This is a genomic window from Oligella ureolytica DSM 18253 (assembly GCF_000373745.1).
Lineage (GTDB): Bacteria > Pseudomonadota > Gammaproteobacteria > Burkholderiales > Burkholderiaceae_B > Oligella > Oligella ureolytica.
Window position 1 is genome coordinate 34,015 of record NZ_KB892285.1, and the last position, 22,298, is coordinate 56,312.

Annotated in this window: 16 protein-coding genes; 3 read left to right on the forward strand and 13 right to left on the reverse strand. The window is 44.8% G+C overall.

All coding sequences use genetic code 11. The annotated features are described in order from the left end of the window. Positions 1-17: 17 nt before the first annotated feature. The gene (locus B092_RS0102810; protein WP_018573727.1) at positions 18-3,911 is read right to left on the reverse strand and encodes a YhdP family phospholipid transporter; all 3,894 of its coding nucleotides are present in this window, start codon (positions 3,909-3,911) and stop codon (positions 18-20) included. Positions 3,912-4,015: 104 nt separating this feature from the next. Between B092_RS0102810 and glnE the strand changes: the two genes are divergently transcribed. After that, entirely contained in the window at positions 4,016-6,997 is a 2,982-nt protein-coding gene (gene glnE, locus B092_RS0102815) for a bifunctional [glutamate--ammonia ligase]-adenylyl-L-tyrosine phosphorylase/[glutamate--ammonia-ligase] adenylyltransferase (protein ID WP_018573728.1), read from the forward strand. Beyond that, positions 6,990-7,736: an epoxyqueuosine reductase QueH gene (locus B092_RS0102820; RefSeq protein ID WP_018573729.1), complete on the forward strand. Its 747-nt coding sequence runs from the start codon at positions 6,990-6,992 to the stop codon at positions 7,734-7,736. Before glnE ends, B092_RS0102820 begins: the two co-directional genes overlap by 8 nt. Here B092_RS0102820 and B092_RS0102825 read toward each other — a convergent pair. The 5 genes from B092_RS0102825 to clpB all read right to left on the reverse strand — a co-directional run bounded on the left by B092_RS0102825 (position 7,733) and on the right by clpB (position 13,558). After that, a complete protein-coding gene (locus B092_RS0102825) occupies positions 7,733-8,341 on the reverse strand; it encodes an ExbD/TolR family protein (RefSeq protein ID WP_018573730.1) in 609 nt (202 codons plus the stop codon). The two genes, B092_RS0102820 and B092_RS0102825, sit on opposite strands and share 4 nt — an antisense overlap. 3 nt (positions 8,342-8,344) lie before the next feature. Then, a complete protein-coding gene (locus tag B092_RS0102830) occupies positions 8,345-9,400 on the reverse strand; it encodes a MotA/TolQ/ExbB proton channel family protein (protein WP_018573731.1) in 1,056 nt (351 codons plus the stop codon). 44 nt (positions 9,401-9,444) lie between these two features. Then, positions 9,445-10,284, reverse strand: coding sequence for an energy transducer TonB (locus tag B092_RS0102835; RefSeq protein WP_232244197.1), 840 nt, complete (start codon positions 10,282-10,284; stop codon positions 9,445-9,447). Positions 10,285-10,537: 253 nt separating this feature from the next. Beyond that, positions 10,538-10,753 carry a cold-shock protein gene (locus B092_RS0102840; protein WP_018573733.1) on the reverse strand — a complete coding sequence of 72 codons (216 nt, stop codon included), beginning with the start codon at positions 10,751-10,753 and terminating at the stop codon, positions 10,538-10,540. A gap of 237 nt (positions 10,754-10,990) precedes the next feature. Next, the gene (gene clpB / locus B092_RS0102845) at positions 10,991-13,558 is read right to left on the reverse strand and encodes an ATP-dependent chaperone ClpB (protein ID WP_018573734.1); all 2,568 of its coding nucleotides are present in this window, start codon (positions 13,556-13,558) and stop codon (positions 10,991-10,993) included. A 200-nt stretch (positions 13,559-13,758) separates the two neighbouring features. Here clpB and B092_RS0102850 point away from each other — a divergent pair, with 200 nt between their 5' ends. Then, positions 13,759-14,370 (forward strand): PIN domain-containing protein, encoded by a 612-nt coding sequence (locus tag B092_RS0102850; protein WP_018573735.1) that lies wholly within the window; start codon positions 13,759-13,761, stop codon positions 14,368-14,370. A 24-nt stretch (positions 14,371-14,394) separates the two neighbouring features. Here the strand turns inward: B092_RS0102850 and B092_RS0102855 are convergent, their stop codons facing one another. The 7 genes from B092_RS0102855 to B092_RS0102885 all read right to left on the reverse strand — a co-directional run bounded on the left by B092_RS0102855 (position 14,395) and on the right by B092_RS0102885 (position 22,183). Next, the gene (locus tag B092_RS0102855; protein WP_018573736.1) at positions 14,395-15,165 is read right to left on the reverse strand and encodes an ABC transporter ATP-binding protein; all 771 of its coding nucleotides are present in this window, start codon (positions 15,163-15,165) and stop codon (positions 14,395-14,397) included. Positions 15,166-15,167: 2 nt separating this feature from the next. Beyond that, complete coding sequence (locus B092_RS0102860; RefSeq protein ID WP_018573737.1) at positions 15,168-16,829, reverse strand: ABC transporter permease; 1,662 nt, start codon at positions 16,827-16,829, stop codon at positions 15,168-15,170. Positions 16,830-16,871: 42 nt separating this feature from the next. Beyond that, positions 16,872-17,894, reverse strand: coding sequence for an extracellular solute-binding protein (locus B092_RS0102865; RefSeq protein ID WP_018573738.1), 1,023 nt, complete (start codon positions 17,892-17,894; stop codon positions 16,872-16,874). A gap of 134 nt (positions 17,895-18,028) precedes the next feature. Further along, on the reverse strand, positions 18,029-18,316 hold the full coding sequence (locus B092_RS0102870) for a septum formation initiator family protein (RefSeq protein ID WP_018573739.1): 288 nt from the start codon (positions 18,314-18,316) through the stop codon (positions 18,029-18,031). Between the two features lie 11 nt (positions 18,317-18,327). Next, positions 18,328-19,617 (reverse strand): phosphopyruvate hydratase, encoded by a 1,290-nt coding sequence (gene eno / locus B092_RS0102875; protein ID WP_018573740.1) that lies wholly within the window; start codon positions 19,615-19,617, stop codon positions 18,328-18,330. Between the two features lie 68 nt (positions 19,618-19,685). Further along, a complete protein-coding gene (gene kdsA / locus B092_RS0102880; RefSeq protein ID WP_018573741.1) occupies positions 19,686-20,543 on the reverse strand; it encodes a 3-deoxy-8-phosphooctulonate synthase in 858 nt (285 codons plus the stop codon). Further along, positions 20,543-22,183, reverse strand: a complete 1,641-nt coding sequence (locus tag B092_RS0102885) for a CTP synthase (protein WP_026253564.1) — start codon at positions 22,181-22,183, stop codon at positions 20,543-20,545. The genes kdsA and B092_RS0102885 overlap by 1 nt, the downstream gene beginning before the upstream one ends. Positions 22,184-22,298: the final 115 nt, after the last annotated feature.

The following is a 22,298-nucleotide window of genomic DNA, read 5'->3' on the forward strand; positions in this document are numbered from 1 at the left end:
ATAATTAAGCTTAACTGCTAATTCATCGTTGCAGATTCTACTTTGTCAGCTTCACTGGCCCCAGGCTCAATAATAATGGGTACTGGGGCTTTTGTTTGCTCTTCCGGAACTAAGTCAATCATCGCTTCCAGCATCTGTATCCGGGCCATTTTTGTACCCTCAGCTTCCGCCCCCTTGCCCAGGTCAACAGGCACCCCATTAATTTCAATTTCGTCCAGCTTACCGCTAACCTTAAAGCGTTGTGTTAAGCCTTGCTCCATCGGACTGCGCAGTAGCCATTGAGATAAAAATGCTGCGACACCAACGGCAGGATTGACCAACACCCCGGTTAATACAGCTGCGCCACTCATATCCAAACGCGGCACCGCAACGACATCCAAATCAATGGCGTCTGTTCGTAAGTTACCCTGACCCTGAGCGACCAACGCAATGAGCGGACTATCCAATCTGAAGTCCGGTAACCATAAGCGCCCTTCTTTGAGTCCTAGATGGAAGCGCAAATAGCTATAATTCATTGAGTTTGTCCCTTGATTGATAAAAATCTTCTTCATCTCAGGCAACTTACTTAGCGCCTGTAGCGACAGCAAAGACAGAAGCTTGGTCGCCCCATTGCCTACATTATTGATATAACCATCATTCAAAATACCCAAGGCATTTATCTCTAAATCGTCTGGTTCAAAATTTAAGATATCATGAATCTGCACACTACCTTGGATATCACCCTGACCGGTCAACAGATCCTCCCCTCTCGCCAAAGTAGTTAATAATCCATTCATATCGATCGTATTAATATTAAAATTCAAGTCGGCAATGAGCTTGTCATTTTTGTTGCGCACATAGGCGGCACCATAGAGGTGGCCTCCCTCATCTTGAATCGCTAATTTATCCAATCGCCAGTTGATTAAGTCCTCAGCCTCACCCCGCGCCTCAACATGTTTAAAATGATAGTTATAAAAGCGCAGGTCCTTTACCTGTAGCCCTAATTGATTAATTTTCCAAGGTGTTTTAGCGATGCTGCTAATACGATTCTTATTGATAGACTCATTGTCATCAGCGTATAAGTCGTCACTTTTGTGATTAACACGCCAATGCAGGTGGTTGAAATCAGCATCGACATCATAAAAACCAATCTTATTGGCACTTTTAGTCAATACCAGGCGGCCATTAACCGTTGGACCGGAGAGCGTAAGAGGTATCGTCTTAAAGCTTTCTAACTGGCTTTTAGCGCGTACATCAGGCAGTTCAAAACCGCCTAACAGTATCTTCTCGGCATGCAAATCAAAGCTATTGACCAACTGATGACCACTTTCTCCCTCACCAAAACCAAAACTATCTATCCAATGAGTCAATGACTCTATGTCCAGCTCATTGATTGAACCATGAAAAAACAGCCCTCGCTCCGGCAGAAGTGGCTTCTCATTGAAAGCAATCGCACCCCGTTTAAAAAGCAACTCCTGATTTTCACCGGTACTGAACTCCGCATTAAACTGCGCAGAGCCCTTACCATAGTTGACCAGTAGCTGATCGTCATAGGCCCCCGTTCGCTGCCTTTGTCTTTGCCATTGCACGGATAATGGCACATTTTCTTTGGCCGTTTTTGTGTAGAGCGTAGGATAATCAATCGCTAGGCCCTGCAAGTTGCTTTTCAGTTGAGCGTCAAAGGCATTGTTCTCTAAAAACTTAATCTCTAAGTGATAAGGTGTCTGCCCTTTGATTTGCTGTAAACCTTTTAAGGCATAATAATCGTGAATACCCTCGCCACTGAATTGCCCCGTCATATGCAGGCTGTGCCCAGGACGACCAATATCACCACTCACCTCGACCGGTCCACCGACCAATTGGGCATCCAACTGATTAATCGTCAGATACTTCTCATTAAAACTGAGCGAACCACTCACCGCACTTGCCAAGGGAAAACTTGGATTAAGTTTGAATTCAGCGTCGTGCGTATAGAGATTGCCGCTAATGGTCGAAGAATCCATATCATCAAGCGGTATACCGATAGTTAAGCTCGCACGCAAATCACCTTTAGCCTCACTCTCATCAAGTGCATGGCTTAATAAGGCACTCAGAGGGGTCTCTTTCATCAAGTGTAAAAACTTCTCGGCAGCAGTTTCTGCATTGGCATCGATCGTCAGCACTGACTCTTTTTCAAGCGAACTGATCGTAGCCTGAAGGTTATCATAGTGAATACTTTTTTCACCCGCTGAGTCAGTCATCCAACCACGATTAGCATCAATCAAAATATCATCATTAACAAATTGGAAAATGCCCTGCTCCATCTCCAACACAGGCCACTTATCGTTTTCTGCCTGATGGTGAAAGTCCAGACTAAAATTTTTAAAATCAGCCACTATTTTATTAACGCCTGACTCCGGATGTTGCCCATAGGGATAATGATCTGCTAGGCCATCCACTAAAAAACGACCATTGTGCAAGGTCCCATTGATAAAAGCGCCATCCAACCAATCTAAGGCTCGGGCATCAATTAGCTTAGGTAAAAAGCGTGGTAGATAGGAGGCCACCAAATGATGAATCTCCCCCTCCAGTTGAATATGACCGCTCTCAGTCGTTGGAACCGCATGCCATTTACCATGTGCATTTAATTTGATATTAGGATCATTAACCGCTAATTTCCGTACTGAAAGCACAGGCAAATTAGCATCATCCAACTCATAACTACCCTGGAGCTCAACATGTGCTAAGGCAAAGTCATGGCGAAAGTTAAGCGGTTCATATAACCACCCGTCATTAATTTCGACGGTAAATTGAAGTGGACTATGCTGATGACCATAGTCAAAAAGAGTCGCCAACACATCGGCAACCTCACCCTCTGCACTAAGGCTTATACGTTTAGCCACAGCATGAGGCATAGAAAAATCACCCAACAGTAAGTCTGCCTTAAACGCTTGCCAATGCCCATCATCAAGTTGAGCAAAAAAATCAAACGCCTCAACGACCACTTTATCGATAGCCAATTTGTCGAGCGCATCAGCAAAAAGCTGTCTAGGCTCTATAAAACGACTGCTCACCTTTAAATAACCCGAAGGCTTAGACCCACCCCGCTCATCCTGGTGGGTGTAATCAATCAAATTATCAATCACAATATCGTTGGCAGAAAGAGTCTCTGAGCGCAGCAACACATCGCTTTTGATTTGACCTCCAGAGATTGTCGTCGTCGCTTTTTTAACGTTCAGCGTAAAATCATAAATTACCCCTCGCCGCTCTTGAGCCTGCTGCTCACTCTCACTTAAAAAAGCACCTGTCGGTAGATTAGACGCATCCCTGATGCTTAACAGCGCATCCTCAACAGATAGGCGACGCAGCAAAGAGAAAAGCTTATCCTCTCGCAGCAAATCAATCTGTTCGCCAAAATCTTGAGTGAAATAATTACTCAAGGCGGCAATAAAACTGACATCATTGAGTTCATGCCCTTTGGCATCAGGAAACTCATTAAAGGAAACATCAACCAGTGGTAATCGGTGTTGCCCGACCCAGACATCCCCCTCAGGATCGATCAGTACAGGCAATTGCGCATGAGCAAGCTCAACACCGATTAAACCATCCTTCCAAAACGTATGACTAGGCTGTAAAGAAAGACGTAAGTCCTTAATAGAAGCACGTGGTAGTCGCTTAGCAGGCGTGGGTAACTCTGACTCTTGGAAAGAAATGTCTTTGACAATCAATTGGGGATTAAAACCACGCCATCTAAGCTCAAGGCCGCCGAACTCGACCGGCATCCCGGTATGCTTTTGTACCACTTCCTGTATGGGCTCACGCCATTGATCCAATCGGGGACTAACATAAAATACCAATAACAAACTAAGCGTCACAAAAACAGCCAGCATCACCAACACGAGATAACTAACAATACGCAATAATTTAAAGGAAATTTTGCTCAAGCTCGGCACAAGGACTTCCACGATGATTTAAATGACAGCAATAATCATACTGCAATTTTATATAAAGGATAATAGTATATGCTAAAGACACTATTAACTTAAGGCATGTAAACATGGCAGCAACGCAAGATACCCTCTCCAACGCGCCCAACGCATTTATACAGGAAGCCGCTAATTGGTCTCTATACCTAGCCAATCGCTTATCGGCAGAAAGCGATTTTGAGGATCGTTTAGCCATGGATATTCAGTCGCCCCTACTCCCAAGTAGGATTGACACTTTCTTTGATACAGAAATTACCAACTTACTGCCACCCTCAAGCGATGACCATCAATCCCGACTTCATCTTTTAAGGCATGGTGATTTGCGCGACATCTTGGAGCAACCGGCATTAGAGCCTATCCTGTCGATTGATCACTGCAAAGCGACGCTCAGACAGTTGAGGAAAAGAGTTTTTTGCACCTTGGCAGTGCGTGACATTTGCCAACTGGCAACTCTTGAAGAAGTCCTCACTGCAATGAGTTATTTTGCCGACATCGCAATTAGACATGCCTACCGAGCAGCCATGCTTCAATTGATCAAGCGCCACGGATTACCTATCGATCCCAAAACAAAGCTGCCAATAGAAATGATCATTTTAGGGATGGGTAAATTAGGCGGCCAAGAGCTTAATGTCTCCTCGGATATTGATTTGATTATGCTTTATCCGCAGGAAGGACAAACCGACGGTCAACGCGCTATTAGTCATAGTGAGTTTTTTACTAAACTGACGCAGCGTACCGCTAATATTTTGTCGGACCAAACCGCTGACGGCTATGTTTTTAGAACTGACCTGAGGCTACGCCCTGATGGTGGCGGCAGTGCACTTGCTTGGAGCTTAGAGAGTCTTAATGATTATCTACTTAAGCAGGGTCGTGAATGGGAGCGTTATGCTTGGCTAAAAGCACGTCCTATTTCGCTAAAGGCGTTTAAAAACAGCCAAGACCAGCATTTTAATCGCCAATTATTGAGTATTCAATCACCCTTTGTCTATAGAAAATACATTGACTTTGACAGCCTGGCTGCTTTGCGTACCTTACGTGAACAAATCCGCGAGGATTGGAATCAGCGCGCTCAAAGTCGTTCACTCTTGGATAGTCAGCGCAATATCAAATTAGGTGAAGGCGGCATCAGAGAAATAGAATTTATCGTGCAGCTTGCGCAATTAGTTCGCGGTGGACAAATGCCCTCACTACGTCAGGCCAATTTTTTCAAAGCGCTGGAAGCCGAAGTCCAAACCGGCATAATTGACGAAGAACAAAAACAACTTCTTGAGGAGGCTTACCGCTTTCTAAGAAGATTAGAGCATTTGCTGCAGTATAGAAATGATCAACAAACCCATTTATTACCAGACAACGAAGAATGTCTAGCGCATTTAGCACAGCTTTTTAATTTAAACTTAACAAAGTTTGAGTTGGCGCTTAATAAGCACCGACAGGCAGTCAGTACGACGTTCAAAGAAGCCTTTAGGCTTGCCGGTGTCGAAACGGAAGCAACGCCAAACACAGCCCCCCTGCTTGACACTACTAACAGCTCAAAAACAAGCGAAGCACAAGAAACGTCAGTACATCTTGTCACGACCAACGACAACCTTGGACAGACCGACCTTGTTTCTACCATCGCAGATAATTCGCTTAACAAGGCCTTAGAACCCATATTACAAAGGCTCCAGCAAAGCTATAAAATCAAAAGCCTAAATCAACAGGCCAAGAAACGACTAGACTCTATCATCCCTCAGATGATCCAAGCGGTCGCTAACACGCAACAACCGATCAATACTTTTTCCCGACTCATTGACTTAATCGACAACGTAGCCCAACGCAGTTCCTACATGGCGCTGCTAAACGAATATCCGGAAGTATTGAGCAGAATAGCCAGGATGCTGGACACGAGTCCGTGGGTCGCAAACTACATCACGACAAACCCGATTGTTTTAGACAAGCTGATTGATTGGCGCGAACTGCTGGAACCCATCAACCTTGATGACATCATTAATCAACTACAACACAACCTAGATGCCAGCTTACTGGAAGACGGTAGCCCCGATATGGAGCTACAAATGAATCTGATGCGTGACTTAAAAAAACAGGTCACCTTCCAGTTATTAGCTCAGGACATCGAAGGTGTGATTACCGTCGAGCATCTGGCAGATGTACTATCTTTACTTGCTGATAAATTGCTCGAAGAAAGTATACGGCGAGTATGGCCCTTAGTTTGCCAGCGCTACGATCAAAGCAGTCTACCTAATCAGCCTAAATTTGCGATTATTTCCTATGGTCGTTTGGGCGGCAAGGAACTAGGCTATGTGTCAGACTTAGACCTTGTTTTTTTATTTGATGATGCATCAGCTGAAGGGTCAGAAATATACACTCGCTTCGCTCGTCGCTTAACTAACTGGTTAAGCACCATGACGTCTTCCGGTCGCTTGTACGACATTGATACTCGCTTACGTCCTGACGGCAATGCCGGGCTCTTAGCCGTGAGCATTGAAGGCTTTGAAAACTATCAGCTAAACTCTGCTTGGCAGTGGGAGCACCAAGCACTGACTAGGGCACGATTCAGTGCCGGCGACCAAAACATAGGTCAGCGTTTTGAAAACCTTAGAGAATCCATCTTGATACGTAAACGCAACTTAGATACACTAAAGCAGGGTATCATAGCCATGCGCCAGCGTATGCATGAGGGACATCCCAATCACAGCGCCCTCTTTGACTTAAAGCACGATACCGGCGGGATGGTTGACATTGAATTTATTACGCAATATATTGTCTTAGCTTATAGTCACCAATATCCCGAGCTAATTAAAAACCTAGGTAATATCGCCCTCTTAAAAATGGCCGGTCAATATGACCTATTACCACAAGATCTCGCCTATACAGTGGCCGACACATATCGAATATATAGAGCTAAGCAGCATAGTCTGCGTTTACAGGGTGACGATCGCGCACGCACCAAACCACACTTAATGAAAATAGAGCGTCAAGCAGTCATTCTCCTATGGAATACTGTCTTTCCTGATGCCAAAAAAGTTTTACCGGAGTTAACTTCTAATGACTAAAGCTAATCGCCCTCAGTTAAACGATAAAATTATTGCTAAACCCGAGTTGCCGGCTAACCCACAAGTTAGCGAGATAGATCGTCAGATACTCACCCTGCCCAAAGGTCGCAACAAGGTTTTATTGCACTCGTGCTGCGCCCCGTGCTCAGGCGAGGTCATGGAAGCCATGTTAGCCTCAGGCATTGATTACAGCATTTATTTTTACAACCCTAATATTCACCCAAAACGCGAATATGAGATTCGCAAAGAGGAAAACATTCGCTTTGCACAGGCACACGGCATTGATTTTATTGATGCTGATTACGATGTGGATAATTGGTTTGAACGTGTCAAAGGCATGGAGTGGGAGCCGGAGCGCGGCATACGTTGCACTGAGTGTTTTGATATGCGTTTTGAACGCACTGCACTCTATGCTGCTGAAAACGGTTTTGACACCATTACCAGCTCCTTAGGTATTTCTCGCTGGAAGAATATGGCTCAAATAAATGACTGCGGTCAACGTGCGGCTGCACGCTATCCCGAATTAGTTTACTGGACTTACAACTGGCGCAAAGGTGGCGGCTCTGCTCGTATGATTGAAATCAGCAAACGCGAAGAGTTTTATCAGCAAGAGTATTGTGGCTGTATTTACTCCCTAAGAGATACTAACCACCATCGACGCCAAAACGGCAGAGAGAAAATTGAGATCGGCGTCAAATTCTACACTCACGACGATCTCAAAAAAGAAGAAAATCTTTAGTTAGCAGGCGTAGCGGCAGCGCTGGCGTTAGTATTTGCAGTATTGGCGGTATTGCCAGTATTTGCCGCCTCTGCTGTCGCTTGGCCAGCTGCGCCCGGCGCAGCTGACTTAGCATCAGCGTTGGTAGTAGCTTCAGTCGCTGACTTTTCAACTACTTTGTCTGCCGCACTAATATCAGGCGTCGTAATAAAGCCCAGACGTCTCACCCCCGTACTTCTCGCCGCCGCCATGACCTGAGCAATTTGCTCATAAAGCGCCTCACCATCAGCACGGATACGTAAGTTGATTGGCTTATCTTCTTGAACGGCAACTAATTCGCGCATTTTTTCGCGCATGGAGTCCATCGTCACTTCCTCATTGTTCCAGTACATCTCACCGGTCGCTTTAATCGCTAGGTCGATGCTTTCCGGATCCTGTTCCGCAGGCTGACTGGTGACACGAGGAACATCAATCTTGATTGAATGCGTCATTAATGGTGTGGTAATCATAAAGATAATTAATAACACCAATATCACATCAATAAGCGGAATCATATTAATTTCTGAAATCGTACCCGTTGTACCCGTTTGGTGACGATCAGAGCTAAAACTTCCGAAAGACGACATGACTTACTCTTCCTTTTCAGATTGAGGATATGGATTAACACCACCGGCTAATTTCACTGATTCACCAAGTGACGTATTTTTCTCGCCGTTTTTAGGGAGAATTAAGGTAGCATCAGCGGCTTGAATAGACGTACCGGTTGAGACAAAGGCAAATAGCTCATGCGCAAAGCCGTCAATTTTAGACAGCATCACGCGATTTCTACGGACAAAAGCATTTAAAGCTAAGATCGCCGGAATAGCAACCGCAAGACCCAAACCTGTCATGATTAACGCCTCACCCACCGGTCCCGCTACCTCGCTGATATTAACACCGTCAGACATCCCAATATTAATTAGCGCATGATAAACACCCCAAACTGTGCCGAACAAACCGACAAAGGGAGACGTCGCACCAATTGAAGACATAATAGTCAGACCATTTTCCATACGAGCCGTTTCTTCATCAATGACACGACGCATATTTCTAATCGTAAAGTCAGCACCGGTACCCACATCAGACAGGCGTGAGGAACCATACTGCTGGTGATAATTGCTCGCCTTAATCGCGTGATAAGCCAAACGACCAAAGGGATTGTTATAGCCATTGGTTTTTAAGTCTTCGGAGACTTCTTCAAGGGACCTCGCATTCCAAAAGCGCTTTAAGAATCGCTTACTGCGCATGCTTTGAATTTTATTGGAGATACCTTTGACAAAAATTAGGTACCAAGTAATCAGCGACATAACACATAAAATCACAAAGAGTGATTTACCAACCATATCACTTTGTTCAATAAAGCTTAACATACCGGGTTGAGACGCGAGTTGCTCAGCAACTTGTGTCGTCGCCTCGCCTGCTGCTTGAGCTACCGCATCAGCCATAGAACCTACTTGTTCACCGGCTTGATTCACTGCCTGTGTGGCACCACTAACAGCAGACTCATGAGCACTAGTTGATGTGGCTGCCGACGTAGCTGCTTCAGTGGAAGTAGTCGTTGGCGCTGCAGCTTCAGCAGCTACCGACGCTATTGACTCAGTAGGCTCAGCTGACAATTGGTTTAAGATAGTTTTGAGTGGGTTCATGTTATGCACTTACAAAATAATGAATAAAATACAAAAATAAATTCTTATCTAACTTGAATATTGATACTAAAATCGCCGCGCGCTTTACGAGCAACACCATTAACTCTATGCGGATTAAAGGATAATTGCTGACGAAGCTGACGCATCAAATCACGATTTAAACGCGGGTTACCGCCCGAGAGAATATTGACATCTGTTAATTTACCTCTTTCATCGACAGTAACACGTACACGAAGACTAACTGTATCGCCCGAACGGAAACCATGACTTCTGTCTACGACAAGATTCGGACGACGACGGAAGTTTAAAGCCGACACATTGACTGTCTCACCGGCTTTAGGTGCAGCCGCGGGTACATTAGGCTGACCAGTCGGTGTGCCAAAGTCCTTGTTATTACTCAAAGAACGTAACTGTGGCTGTGGTTCAGCAACCGGCTTCGGCTGAGGTTTTGGCTGCGGCTTCGGTTTAGGTTTCGGCGCTGGCTTTGGTTCGGGCTCTGGTTCTGGTTCTGGCTCAGGCTCAGGTTCTGGCTCGGGTTCAGGCTCCGGCTCTGGCTCTGGCTCTGGCTCTGGCTCGGGCTCTGGTTCTGGCTCTGGTTCAGGCTCGGGTTCAGGTTCAGGCTCCGCTGCTTCTTCAGGGGCCTCTTCTACTTCAGGGGTTGCAGAAGGATCATCCAGTTGCTCTCCTAAAGGCACAGGTCCATCATCAACAAATGCCACCTCAACAACATCTAAACCGGCATCGATAGGCTCAAGAATATTTTGCGCATGACTGTAGTGAATCAACATGACAGAACCGCCAAACAAAGCGCCAACACAAACTGCACTCAATAGGCGGACCGACCAAGTTGATTCAGGGTATTTATAGTTTGATTCTTGCTGCACTTTTTATTTCACTCAAGTTGTCTAAAACAACTTTTACTTTTACTGACAATAATCTTAAAAGCAAATGATAACAATTATCATTACTTCTGTCCAGTAAAAGAATCTTAATTAAATTATAATTGCATGAACGCAAACACCCAACTCGGAACATCCGAGCCGGGTGCCATAAATAAGTAAATTAAGGAATTATTAGATTAAACGTAAAAGCGCAAAAGCGTAAAAGATACGAAAAACTTAATAATCAGTCCACCTACTACTTAGATACTGGGTTAACTTCTTTAGCTTGAGGACCTTTAGGACCATCAGCAACAACAAAAGTTACTTCCTGATTTTCTTCTAATGTACGGTAGCCATCTGACTCGATATCAGTGTGGTGTACAAATAGATCCTGACCGCCTGAAGAAGGCTTGATGAAACCAAATCCCTTTTGATTGTTAAACCACTTAACAACGCCGTTTTCTTTTGACATGTAAAAACTCTCGTAAAACTAAATAACAAAATGAATTCTAATTTACTTAAATTACGATAATATGACTAAAGACAAAAGATTTGGCACTATTAAAACTATCGATGTCAAAGTAATTCAGAAATCAATATCAGTGTACATGAATTAGCAATAATTTAAATACAAGAAAACCCTTAATCCTTAAAATTAAAGGTTTTCCTGATAAAAACGTATCTTTTTGATCAATAAAGAGCACTTAAGTTATTCAAAACTAAGCTCATTATCCTTTGCATCAACCAAAATCACGTCATTTTCTCCATACTTACCCTCAAGAATAAGTTTAGATAGTGGGTTTTCAACCTTTTGCTGAATTGCACGTTTTAACGGTCTCGCACCAAATACCGGATCAAAACCGGCTTGCGCCAACACCGCTAAAGCAGCATCAGTAATTTTCAGCTCCATCTCCATTGACTGAACTCGTTCAACAAGTCGGGCAATTTGAATTTTTGCAATTGCCTCAATGTTCTTTTGATCAAGCGCATGGAAAACGACGACCTCATCAATACGGTTTAAGAATTCCGGTCGGAAAGACTGCTTAACCTCCTCCCAAACCACTGCCTTAACCGCATCGTAGGGCTGATCCTGCATTTGTTGAATATGCTCAGAGCCAAGGTTAGATGTCATAATAATCACCGTATTTCTGAAGCTGACGGTACGTCCCTGACCATCAGTCAGACGACCATCATCCAACACCTGCAACAGCACGTTAAACACATCAGGATGCGCTTTTTCAACCTCATCAAGAAGAATGACACTATAAGGCTTACGACGTACCGCCTCAGTTAAATAGCCACCCTCTTCGTAACCCACATAGCCCGGAGGCGCACCAATTAAACGAGCAACCGAATGCTTCTCCATAAACTCGCTCATATCGATACGAATCAGATGATCATCAGAGTCAAACAAGAAGTTGGCTAAGCTCTTAGCCAGTTCGGTTTTACCCACACCGGTAGGTCCCAAGAAAAGAAATGATCCATAGGGACGATTCGGATCGGACAAACCGGAACGAGAACGGCGAATCGCATTAGCAATCAGACTGACCGCTTCATCTTGACCCACAACTCGTTGACGCAGCATATCCTCCATGTTGAGAAGCTTCGCTCGCTCACCTTGCATCATTTTCGCCACAGGGATACCGGTAGCGCGTGAAACGACTTCAGCAATCTCTTCAGAACCGACTTCCGTGCGTAATAAGCGCGGCTTTTCCTCGGACTCAACACTCTCCGCTTCTTTTAAACGGCGCTCTAAATCCGGTAATAGGCTATATTGAATCTCAGCGAGTTTTTCAAACTCACCATTACGCTGATACTCTGCCATTTCTGCACGCGCGTTCTCAATTTCCTCTTTAATGGATTGAGTGCCCTGAACAGCGGCTTTTTCAGCTTTCCAAAGCTCTTCGTAGTCATTGTATTCGCGCTGCAGCTGCTCTAACTCTTCTTCAATATGCTTGAGGTGTCGTTTTGACGCATCATCTTCTTCTTTGCGAACCGCTTCACGCTCAATTTTTAATTGAATAATACGGCGATCAAGCTTATCCATGACCTCCGGCTTTGAATCGATCTCCATACGAATACGCGCCGCCGCTTCATCGATTAAGTCGATGGCTTTATCGGGTAGGAAGCGATCAGTAATATAGCGATGGGACAATTCAGCCGCTGCAACAATCGCAGGATCAGTAATCATCACACCATGGTGAACCTCATAACGCTCTTTTAAGCCGCGTAAAATGGCAATGGTAGACTCAACATCCGGCTCACCTACCAATACCTTTTGGAAACGACGCTCCAAGGCCGCATCTTTTTCAATATACTGGCGGTACTCATCCAAGGTCGTCGCGCCGACACAATGCAACTCGCCACGTGCCAATGCCGGTTTAAGCATATTGCCCGCATCCATTGCGCCTTCAGCCTTGCCGGCTCCCACCATGGTATGCAGTTCATCTATAAAGACAATATTTTGACCATCATCTTGAGATAACTCTTTGAGGACAGCTTTTAGACGCTCCTCAAACTCACCACGAAACTTCGCGCCGGCCAGTAAAGCGGCTAAGTCAAGTGACAATACACGCTTACCCCGTAACGACTCAGGCACCTCATTATTAATAATACGCTGTGCTAAGCCCTCAACAATGGCGGTCTTACCTACACCCGGCTCACCGATTAAGACGGGGTTGTTTTTAGTGCGACGCTGCAAAATTTGGATCACGCGTCGAATTTCATCATCACGACCAATGACCGGATCTAACTTGCCCAGACGTGCACGCTCAGTTAAGTCTAAGGTATATTTTTTCAGTGCTTCTCGGTTAGACTCAGCCTCAGGGTCAGTGATATTATCACCACCACGCACATCATCAATGGCTTTTTCAAGTGCCGCTTTATTCATACCGGCAGCTTTTAGAGCTCGACCAGCCGGTCCATTATCGTCTGCCAAAGCCAACAAAAAAAGCTCGCTCGCCACAAACTCATCACCGCGATCAAGTGCTTCTTTGTCCGTACGATTAAGCAAATTATTAAGCTCTCGACTGATCTGCAGATTGGTATTACCTGTCACTTGAGGTAGCTGGCTTATTTCACTGTCTAACATACTTCGTAGACGGTTAACCTGCACCCCGGCACGAGCTAATAAACTGCCTGCTCCGCTATCCGGATCTGAAATCAAGGCCATTAATACATGAACGGCCTCAATATACGCATTGTCATGATGCACAGCCAAGCTTTGGGCATCAGCCAGCGCCTGCTGAAACTTAGTTGTTAATTTATCGAATCTCATCGTTGATATACATCCTAAAAATTTAATTTTGGGAGTAACCATACTATTGCTGAGTCTATAAACTAGCTGCTCTGTACTCCCTGCTATGATAGAAATATAGGGTAAGTTTCCAAAATTTCAAGTACCCTTACTGAGAAATTAAACTACGTTTGTTACACTCAAGGCAGTTTAAGAACTAAGAATATTTCGATCTTCGGTTTATGTACAAATACCTTCCTCCTCCCTATTATGTCGTTTTAGATACCTGCGTTTTAATTTCCAACACGGTCAGAAAGCTATTAATCCGTATGGCACAACACCAATGCATTGCACCGGTTTGGGGTGATTATATTGGCGAAGAGTGGCGACGCAATATTCCCAAAATATGGGATGTCAGTGATGAGTTTGCCGAACGCGAATGGGAATTTATGCAAAGGCAATTCCCTGATGCCAATATGGGGCTTGTCCATGAATTCGAAAAGAATCTGCGTCATAGTGACAAAAAAGATTTCCACGTTATCGCCTGTGCGCTCAGCATGCAACAAAAAGCGCCGGATCACAATATTTCTATTATTACATGGAATTTAAAGGATTTTGCCAGACGTGAGATTCGGGAGTTAAGTTTATATTTATATAGCCCGGATCAACTGCTCTCTTTGCTATGGGCTACGCACAAAAAACTGATGATTGATTTATTTGATTTTTTTGCGATTGATGCGATGGAGGTCGGCAGGCCTGCATTAACCGTCCCTGAGTTTCTTAAGCGTGAGCGTCTCTTTGCCCTCAAAAAACTCTATGATGCAGAACTTGAAGAGCAAGCATTGTTAAGTTAATGCTTGCTGATTAACTTAAGCGGTTTATAAGTCAACGGGACAATAGTCGGGGTATCTGGCATCCGGATCCATCAGCTCAGGTCCTACCGTTCGAATATCTTCTAAGCTGACTTGCTTATCTTTATTATCAACCCAGCGACTAAGACAACCGCAATGCATCCAAGCGATACGATCACCCATGGCTAAAGCCTCTGACTGATGGTGCGTCACTAAAATGGCCGACAATTGATTGAGCTTTAAAATCTCATGCACTTCCATGGCCAAACGCTCACGAGTATCCACATCTAAATTAGAAAAAGCTTCATCTAAAAGCAATAGTCTTGGTTGAGGCGCAATGGCACGGGCCAAAGCCACGCGTTGCTGCTGTCCACCGGATAATTCATGAGGATAACGCTTAATAAATTGAGTTAAACCAACCAACTCCAACATCTCTTCGACACGCGCTGTCGCCGCTTTTTTGTCCCATTTGTGTAGACCAAAACGAATATTATTTTCCACACTAAGATGAGGAAATAAGGCATAGTCCTGAAACATCATACCGATATGACGATGTTCAGCTGCCAGCATACGACCGGGTACTGAGAGAACCTTATTATCCAATAGAATACGACCTGCAGTAATCGGTTCGAAACCGGCAATGGCTCGAAGCACGGTAGTTTTGCCGCAACCTGAGGGACCTAAGAAGCAAACGATTTCGCCGGCCTCTAGCTCCATGCTGAAATCATGGACAACACGATTAGGCGTATTTCCATTACCATAAACAACATCGATATTTTCTAAGGTCAATAAACTCATAATTAATACTTTATCTTATCCTGGCTACGCGCCAAGAAAACCACCGGAATGAGACCCACAGCGATAATTAATAAGGCAGCGATAACACCCTCTTCATAAGTGCCCCGGGCCGCTTCAGCATAAAGCCAAGTAGCCAGTGTCTCAAAATTCATCGGACGCAACAATAGCGTAATCGATAACTCCTTCATTGTATCCACAAACACCAATAAAGCGCCGGTTCCAATGGCCGGTTTTAAAAGTGGCAAATGAACTCGGAAAAAAGTTTGTCCATAACTTTGACCTAAACTACGCGATGCCGTATCTAATTGCTGAGGAATTCGCTCATAACCGGCTTCTAACGATCCAATGGTCATCGCCAGGAATCGCACCATATAAGCAATCACTAAACCGGCAATACCACCCATAATATAGAGTTGTGGAGGCAAACCAAAGAGCGAAGTCATCAAAGTAGCAATCGCTGAATCAGCCCAAGCATAAGGGGTAAGTAAGCCAATCGCTAAAACCGTGCCGGGAATTGCATAACCCAAACTACCAACACGACCATATAGTTTCTTAAACTTAAATCGCGGATCACGCATCACCCAGACAATCAGCAATCCAACAGCTACCGTAATAACAGTCGCAACAATAGACACATAAACTGTGTTCCACGCACTTTTCCATAGATTAGAAGAGATTTCTTGACCTTGCGCTAAGCGCTTATACGCTTCCCAACTGATATAACAGACCGGAGCAATAAAACCTAACACAATCGGTACCCAGCAGTACAGCATCGCAGCAATGCCCTTCCACCCCTTAAGCTGACGTGGCTTTACCGTACTCATACGCTGAGTATTACTAAAACGTTGGCGGCGACGGGCGTGTCGTTCGATAAAAATTAACAACACCACCACACCCATCATAATACAGGCAATCTGTGCTGCCCCACCTAAATTAGAACGTGCCACCCATGTATTAAAAATCGATGTTGTCAGTGTCTGAATGCCTAAAAACTCGGAAGCGCCAATATCATTAAGTGTTTCTAATAAGGCCAAAACCACACCGATAACAATGGCCGGACGAGCTAATGGCAGAATCAGTCTAAAAAACACTTGACGCGGTGTACAGCCGAGAATACGTGCAGCCTCAATCAAATTCATCGGTTGATTAATAAACATCGCGCGCGTCGTAAAATAGACATAGGGGTATAGTGACATACTCATCACTAAAATCGCGCCCCACATTGAACGCGCATCGGGTAGACGAAATTCACGGGGTGAGGTGTACCCCAACAACTCCCGAATAAACCCTTGAATGGGCCCCAAAGGATGCAGTAAGTCCACGTAAGCAAAGGCCATAATATATGCCGGCAAACTAAGCGGCAGCAATAGAGCCCAGACTAAGACTTTACGTGTCGGAAAATAAAAAGCAGTGACCAGCCACGAGGTTGTGGTACCGACAATGGACACCACAACAGCCACACCTAATAACAATATAAGGGTATTTTTTGTGGCCGCGGGCAATACATAACGCATCAAATTAGACCAGTGGTCAACACCGGAACTCATCGAATGCACTGCTAAAGCAGCAATAGGCAGAAAAACAATGAAAACAAAAATAAGCGCAAGGCTAGAGCCTACGCTCCAACCTTGCACCTTTTGTAGCTTGGCTTGATGACTAAACATGTGTGCTACTAAAACTCTCCAAGCTAACTAGTCTAAAAATCATTATTGATCATAACCCACTTTATCAACTAATTCACTCGCTTCCTGGCGGTGCTTAGCGATTTCAAGAATATGCAGATCATCGATCACTAAATCACCAAAACTGGCAACAACGGGATCGAGCTCAACGCCGGCACGAACCGGGTACTCATAATTGCTCTTAGCATACATAGATTGACCCTTTTCAGAAATCAGGAAATCGAGTAATTTAAGTGCATTTTCAGGATTAGGGGCATTTTTTGCGATGGCTGCACCGGTGATATTAGCGTGAGTACCCTTAGATTTAGAATTTTCAAAGGTTGGGCGAATCACATTAATCGCTTCTCCCCATTGATACTGATCGGTGCCCGGCTCTGCGTTTTTCATACGACCTACATAATAAGCATTACCAATCGCCACATCACAAATACCGGCTAAAATATCACGAGCTCCTTCACGATCGCCGCCCGCCGCTTTGCGTGCAAGATTATTTTTAAGCCCCTTTAGCCATTCTTCTGCGGCTTCCACGCCATCATGGGCAATTTTAGCAGCGATTAAACTCGTATTATAAGGATGCTGACCGGAACGAGAACAAAGCTTACCCTTGTACTTAGGATCGGCTAAATCCTCATAAGTCATTTCTGTCAGATCTAAGTCTTTGGATACATACACGATACGATCACGTAAAGACAAGGCATACCAATGCTTATTCGGGTCTTTAAAGGCAGCAGGTACATGCTCTTCTAATTCTGGCGATACAATTTCTTGAGTTAAACCGGCATCTACCACATCCAATAGACGACCAATATCTACTGTCATCAGTACATCAGCTGGAGAGTTAGCCCCTTCAGAACTGACACGCTCAGTTAAACCATCTTTGACAAACACCGTATTGGCTTTGATACCGGTGTCCTTAGTAAATTCATCCAGTAGCGGCTGAATCAGACCAGGCTCACGCGTGGTATAAATATTTACCTCATCAGCAATCGCACTAAAAGACGCAACACTTAATACCGCTGTCGCAAAAATAGAAGAAACTTTAAACATACCCTCTCCACGTAAATGAGAATTATTAACGTTCTAATTATACGCTGAGTACCCTCGGCATTTCAAGTATGTAATACAACAAAATAAAAGACCGCCTAGGCGGTCAATAAGCATGTAGGCATTAATTTAAATAATTACTCGCCCTGCTCTTTATCGCTGACAATTTGAATAAGATACTCGTCATCAGCCAGCAGATTTAACAGGACGCGGGCACGCTCTTCAAGTGCTTCTGTGCCATCCCGCAAATCGTCAATTTCAGCCTGCATTGCATTATTTCTTGCTTCTAATGCTTTGTTACGCTGTAACTGCTGTTCCAACTGCTGCGCCAGTACATCTACCTGCGCATAGCCGGATCCCCCCCAACGAAGCGGGATTTGAATGGCTATAGAAGCAAGCAAAAGAACTAAGAGCAGCAGTCGCATACGCTATTGAATTACTTACGAATATTATAAAAAGCGTCGATACCCGGATAAACCGCGATTTCAGCTAACTCTTCTTCGATGCGTAATAACTGGTTGTACTTAGCCATACGGTCAGAACGGCATAAAGAACCGGTCTTGATTTGCATCGCGTTAGTACCAACCGCCAGATCGGCAATCGTTGCGTCTTCCGTTTCACCGGAGCGATGAGAGATGACAGCAGTATAACCGGCACGTTTTGCCATTTCAATGGCTTGGAAAGTTTCGGTCAAGGTACCAATCTGATTGATTTTAATCAGGATAGAATTGGCAACGTTTTGCTGAATCCCTTTTTTTAGAATCTTGGTGTTGGTCACAAACAAATCATCACCGACTAATTGGACTTTATCACCCAATTTTTCAGTCAGAATTGCCCAACCTTCCCAGTCATCCTCAGCCATACCATCTTCGATGCTGATAATAGGGTATTTGTCGCACCAAGTAGCCAACAGATTAGCAAAGCCCTCAGCATCTAGGGCAATACCGCCCTCGCCTGCTAAGTGATACTTACCATCACGGTAGAATTCGGAGCTGGCACAATCCAAACCAATAGCGATTTGTGAACCCGCTTCGTAACCGGCCTTGTCAATCGCTTGAAGAATTAGTTGAATCGCTGCTTCATGATTTTCAACGTTAGGTGCAAAACCGCCCTCATCACCTGTTGCTGTAGACATGCCTTGCGCATCAATCAGTTCTTTTAACGCATGAAACACCTCAGTACCCATGCGTAACGCCTCACGGAAACTCTCGGCACCCACCGGCAGAATCATGAATTCCTGCATGTCGAGGTTATTATTAGCGTGCGCACCACCGTTAATCACGTTCATCATCGGCACAGGCATACTGAATAAACCCGAACCGCCAAAGTAGCGATACAACGATAAACCGGCCTCTTCGGCTGCCGCTTTAGCCACAGCGATACTAACCGCTAAGATGGCATTTGCGCCTAAGCGGGATTTGTTTTCAGTACCATCTAAATCAATGAGTGTGCGATCAATAAAGCTTTGCTCTTGTGCGTCTAAGCCTAGAAGCACCTCAGAAATATCAGTATTAATATACTCAACAGCTTTTAAAACACCCTTGCCCAAGTAACGAGACTTATCGCCGTCACGCAACTCATGTGCTTCCAGCGCACCGGTAGATGCACCCGATGGCACAGAGGCACGACCCATCGCACCTGATTCAAGTAATACGTCACATTCTACCGTCGGATTACCGCGAGAATCTAAAATTTCGCGACCGATAATATCTACAATTGCACTCATTAGAAATATTCCTGTTTAAATAAAAATCGTAATTTCTAGGTTATTAATCAGCTAAAGAGCTAAGAAAATCAAAGACCGAGGTCATTTTCAAGAAATGGTTGAGACTTCACTGTCTCATCTAAAACCTTAAGGGTTTGCAGCAGCGCCTTCATTTTGTCGAGTGGCACGGCATTTGGACCATCCGACAAGGCATTGGCAGGGTCCGGGTGAGTTTCCATAAACAAACCGCTGACACCCACTGCCACAGCCGCCCTAGCGAGGACCGGTACAAACTCGCGCTGACCACCCGAAGAGGTCCCCTGACCACCAGGCAGCTGCACCGAATGGGTTGCATCAAACACGACCGGACAGTCGGTTTGGCGCATTAAAGCGAGTGAGCGCATATCGGAGACCAAGTTGTTATAACCAAAACTTGCACCACGCTCACACACCAAAATATTACTACCATCACCACCGGCTTCAATCGCTGCTTCTTTGGCCTTATTAACCACCTGCAACATATCTAAAGGCGCCAGGAACTGACCTTTTTTGATGTTGACGGGTTTTAGGGTAGCTGCACACGCTCGAATAAAGTCTGTTTGTCGACATAAAAAAGCGGGTGTTTGCAACACATCTACGGCCTCAGCAACCATAGCGATCTGACTCTGATCGTGCACATCAGTAATGACCGGCACACCAAAGCTCTCGCGTACATCGGCTAAAATCTGCAAGCCTTCGCTCATGCCCAGGCCCCTAAAAGAGGCACTGGAACTGCGATTCGCCTTATCGAAAGAGGCCTTAAATATAAAGGGGATCTGCAGGTCTTCAGTGACCGCTTTTAATTCTGCTGCCACGTCCATAATCATGGCACGTGACTCAATCACGCATGGACCGGCAATTAAGAAGAAAGGCTTGTCTAAGCCCACTTCATATCCTGCTAAATTCATTAAGCTTCCTTAGCCGCTAAGGCGGCTTTAATGTAACTCACAAATAAAGGATGACCTGTACGAGGCTTAGAGGTAAATTCCGGATGGAACTGTACACCTAAGAACCAAGGATGATCAGTAATCTCAATAATCTCCGGTAAATTATCTTCAACCGTACGAGAACTAAATACTAAACCAGCCTTTTCCAATTGCTCAACGTACACGTTATTTACTTCGTAGCGATGGCGGTGACGCTCACTGACCTCGTCGCCGTAGATACTGGCTGCCAAGGTGTTTGCCTTAACCGGACTGGTTTGTAGGCCCTTACGCATCGTACCACCTAAATCGCTATTCTTATCGCGCTTCTGCACATCGCCGTTATGGTCTTTCCACTCGGTAACCAAAGCAACGACCGGATGAGCGGTTGAAGGATCAAGCTCGGTACTATTAGCACCACCGAAACCGGCGACATTACGCGCAAACTCGATCGTGGCTAATTGCATCCCTAAACAAATACCTAAGAACGGTACGTTATTTTCGCGGGCATATTGAATCGCTTTGATCTTGCCCTCAGTGCCACGCTTACCAAAACCACCCGGCACTAACACGGCATCTAAACGCTCAAGTACCTCTATCTTATCGTTTTCGATGTCAGTGGCATCGATAAACTCGATCGCTACCTTACTCTCAGTTTGAGCACCGGCGTGTATTAACGCCTCAATAAGCGACTTATATGATTCAGTCAGCTCCATGTACTTACCGACGATACCAATCGTCACCACGTGCTTAGGATTTTCAAGTGCATGAACTAACTTATCCCAACTCGATAAATCAGCGGCAGGCGCTTCAATATCAAGTGCATCCAATAAAATCTCGTCTAACTTTTGATTATGCAACATGGATGGGATTTTGTAGATCGTATTTTCATCCCAAACCGAAATAACGGCATCTTGAGGTACATTAGAAAACAAGGAAATCTTTGAACGCTCATCATCCGGGATTCGTCGGTCTGCGCGACACAACAAGGCATTTGGATAAAGGCCAATTTCACGCATTTTTTGTACAGAATGCTGTGTCGGTTTGGTTTTGAGCTCACCCGCAGAAGCAATAAACGGCACTAATGTCAGGTGCACAAAGGCTGCATTATGACGACCTAAGCGTAAACTCATCTGACGAACGGCTTCTAAGAATGGCAGCGACTCAATATCACCTACCGTACCGCCAATTTCGACAATGGCGATATCAGCCTCACCATCAAATGCTCTCTTGGCACCACGAACAATAAAGTTTTGAATCTCATTGGTGATATGAGGAATAACCTGTACGGTTTTACCCATATACTCACCGCGACGTTCTTTTCTAAGAACTGATTCGTAAATTTGACCCGTGGTGAAGTTGTTTTGTTTGTGCATCTTGGCGGCAACAAAACGCTCATAGTGACCTAAATCGAGGTCAGTTTCTGCACCGTCTTCCGTCACAAAAACCTCACCATGCTGTAAGGGACTCATGGTGCCCGGATCGACATTAATATAAGGATCTAATTTAAGCATCGTGACCTTGAGGCCACGGGATTCGAGAATAGCACCTAGGGATGCAGCGGCGATTCCCTTGCCCAGAGAAGATACTACACCACCGGTAACGAATATGTATTTTGTAGACATGTTGATAATGCGCCCATAAGGGCCTAGCTGGAAATTTAGATTATAGCCGAGAGAGGCGATTTATTTCACTATATAGTAGCAGTATATTAAATTTAATACACAAACAAAAACCCCC

Coding starts and splice junctions, on each gene's coding strand:
- glnE (WP_018573728.1), top strand. CDS start 4,016: ATGGCAGCAACGCAAGATACCCTCTCCAACGCGCCCAACGCATTTATA.
- B092_RS0102820 (WP_018573729.1), top strand. CDS start 6,990: ATGACTAAAGCTAATCGCCCTCAGTTAAACGATAAAATTATTGCTAAA.
- B092_RS0102825 (WP_018573730.1), bottom strand. CDS start 8,341: ATGTCGTCTTTCGGAAGTTTTAGCTCTGATCGTCACCAAACGGGTACA.
- B092_RS0102830 (WP_018573731.1), bottom strand. CDS start 9,400: ATGAACCCACTCAAAACTATCTTAAACCAATTGTCAGCTGAGCCTACT.
- B092_RS0102840 (WP_018573733.1), bottom strand. CDS start 10,753: ATGTCAAAAGAAAACGGCGTTGTTAAGTGGTTTAACAATCAAAAGGGA.
- clpB (WP_018573734.1), bottom strand. CDS start 13,558: ATGAGATTCGATAAATTAACAACTAAGTTTCAGCAGGCGCTGGCTGAT.
- B092_RS0102850 (WP_018573735.1), top strand. CDS start 13,759: ATGTACAAATACCTTCCTCCTCCCTATTATGTCGTTTTAGATACCTGC.
- B092_RS0102855 (WP_018573736.1), bottom strand. CDS start 15,165: ATGAGTTTATTGACCTTAGAAAATATCGATGTTGTTTATGGTAATGGA.
- B092_RS0102860 (WP_018573737.1), bottom strand. CDS start 16,829: ATGTTTAGTCATCAAGCCAAGCTACAAAAGGTGCAAGGTTGGAGCGTA.
- B092_RS0102865 (WP_018573738.1), bottom strand. CDS start 17,894: ATGTTTAAAGTTTCTTCTATTTTTGCGACAGCGGTATTAAGTGTTGCG.
- B092_RS0102870 (WP_018573739.1), bottom strand. CDS start 18,316: ATGCGACTGCTGCTCTTAGTTCTTTTGCTTGCTTCTATAGCCATTCAA.
- eno (WP_018573740.1), bottom strand. CDS start 19,617: ATGAGTGCAATTGTAGATATTATCGGTCGCGAAATTTTAGATTCTCGC.
- kdsA (WP_018573741.1), bottom strand. CDS start 20,543: ATGAATTTAGCAGGATATGAAGTGGGCTTAGACAAGCCTTTCTTCTTA.
- B092_RS0102885 (WP_026253564.1), bottom strand. CDS start 22,183: ATGTCTACAAAATACATATTCGTTACCGGTGGTGTAGTATCTTCTCTG.